This window comes from Corallococcus sp. 4LFB, assembly GCF_046520365.1.
Classification (GTDB): domain Bacteria; phylum Myxococcota; class Myxococcia; order Myxococcales; family Myxococcaceae; genus Corallococcus; species Corallococcus caeni.
In genome coordinates this window covers 1-1,770 of the sequence record NZ_JBKGHJ010000914.1, presented here as the reverse complement: position 1 = coordinate 1,770, position 1,770 = coordinate 1, and the positions used below count along the sequence as shown (strand labels likewise).

The window sequence follows — 1,770 nt, the reverse complement described above, 5'->3', positions numbered from 1 at the left end:
GACCGGGGGCGCGGGCGGCGCGGGCAGGGTGGCCGTGGCGCCGGACTCCTTCTCCTTCGCCGTGAGCGGGCGCAGGGTGAAGATGGAGCCGTCCTGCTCCAGGTGGAGCGAGTAGGCGCGGGCCACGGTGCGCAGGGCCTGCTCGGCGCTGATGCCGCGCAGCCGCACCTCGGACGGGACGTCCAGGTCGCCGGTGACGACCAGGTTCAGGCCGCCCTTCTCCGCGATGGTCTTCAGCGCGTCGCGCAGGGAGCCGCGGAAGCTCACGTCGATGGTGCGGGCGGCCGGAGCGGCGGCCGGGGCCGAGGGGGCCGGGGCGCCCTCCGCGAGCGCCAGGGGAGCGCCGAGGAGGAGGGTCGGAAGCAGCAGGCGAGGGAGGATCTTCATGGGCACGCTCAGGCTTCGGAGAGGGACGGGGGAGGGGAGCCGACCAGGCGCTTCAGGCCGAACAGCGACGAGAACACGACGACGGCGACGAAGCAGGCCACCGCCAGCCCCGCGGTGCTCCACAGGGCGTGCGCGCCGCTGAACAGGCCCTCCACGAACGCGCGGGAGCCCGTCACGCTGGACGCGAACGCGGTGCCCATGCGGCCGAGCGCCCTGTCATTGGTGAACAGGAAGCCCAGCCCCACGCCCAGCGACGTCAGCAGGATGCAGAGGCCCGTCCACACCTCGCGGCGCTGGGGCACGGGGCTCTCCGCGACGCGGGCCATCACGTTGACGACCAGCGACGGGGGCGGCAGCGGATCCGCCAGCCGGAACAGGTCCTGCTCCAGCAGGCGGTGGTCCTCCATCAGGGCGGCGCACGCCTCGCACTCCGCGGCGTGATCCAGGGCGGGGCCCTCACCGGCCTCCAGCTCCGCGAAGAGGACCTCCAGGTCGGGGCAGGGGGTCGGGGTCATCGCGTCTCCTCCTCAACGGGCGTCATCTTCTTGCGAAGCTTCTCACGGGCCCGGAACAGGCGGGCCATGATGGTCCCGGGCGCGCAGCCCATGATCTGCGCGATCTCCTTCGTGGTGCGCTTCTGGACGTAATAGAGGGCCAGCACCTCACGGTCGTCCACGGAGAGCGTCTCCATGGCGGCCTCCAGCGACTGCCGCTCCTCGCGCGCGATGGCCCCGTCCAGCTGGGACACGTCGGCGCTGGGGAGCACCTCCTTCATGGGCTCCAGCTCCTCGGTGCGCACTTGGTGCGGCGGCGGAGCAGGTCCAGGCAGAGGTTGCGGGTGATGGCGAGCACCCAGAGGTCGAACGGGCGCGCGTCGTCGTAGCGGTGCAGGTTCTGGTACGCGCGCAGGAGGGCCTCCTGCGCGACCTCCGCGGCCTCCGCCTCGCTCTGCAACAGGCGCAGCGCCAGGCCGTACACCGGGCGCTGCACGCTGCGAACGAGCGCTTCGAAAGCGGACGGGTCTCCCTTACGGGCGGCCTGCACGTCCGCCTTCCAGGGGAGCGGGGCGGCGTCCTCAGCCATCAGCATTCCGATGGCCATGGGGAGCGAGTCGAGGGCAAGAGCGGTCACGCCCTGGATTACGAGCAGGGCAAAAGACCATTGCGCTGCCCCCGAGCATCACTTCCGCTTCTGTTTTTTCGCGGACTTGGCGGCGGCCAGGCGCTGCTTTTCGGCCTTTTCCGCCCGGCTCTCGGCCTTCACCTGCTTGCGCTGCTTCTGCTTCGCCCGGAAGCCCAGCGGAATCTCCGGCTCCGGCGCGGCAGGCCGTGAGGTCGCCACGCCGCGCGGCCGGCGCGGGCGCTCCGATCACCCGAGTTCGCC

General features: G+C 71.9%; 2 protein-coding genes and 2 pseudogenes. All 4 read right to left on the bottom strand.

What is annotated here, in order from left to right:
* A pseudogene (locus ACLEQD_RS42735) lies at window positions 1-387 on the bottom strand (hypothetical protein); the annotation flags it as partial.
* A gap of 8 nt (window positions 388-395) precedes the next feature.
* Window positions 396-902, bottom strand: coding sequence for a hypothetical protein (locus ACLEQD_RS42730; protein ID WP_410391699.1), 507 nt, complete (start codon window positions 900-902; stop codon window positions 396-398).
* Window positions 899-1,488 (bottom strand): annotated as a pseudogene (locus tag ACLEQD_RS42725) (RNA polymerase sigma factor). The gene ACLEQD_RS42730 and the pseudogene ACLEQD_RS42725 overlap by 4 nt, the downstream one beginning before the upstream one ends.
* Window positions 1,489-1,566: 78 nt before the next feature.
* Window positions 1,567-1,728 carry a hypothetical protein gene (locus tag ACLEQD_RS42720; RefSeq protein WP_410391698.1) on the bottom strand — a complete coding sequence of 54 codons (162 nt, stop codon included), beginning with the start codon at window positions 1,726-1,728 and terminating at the stop codon, window positions 1,567-1,569.
* Window positions 1,729-1,770: the final 42 nt, after the last annotated feature.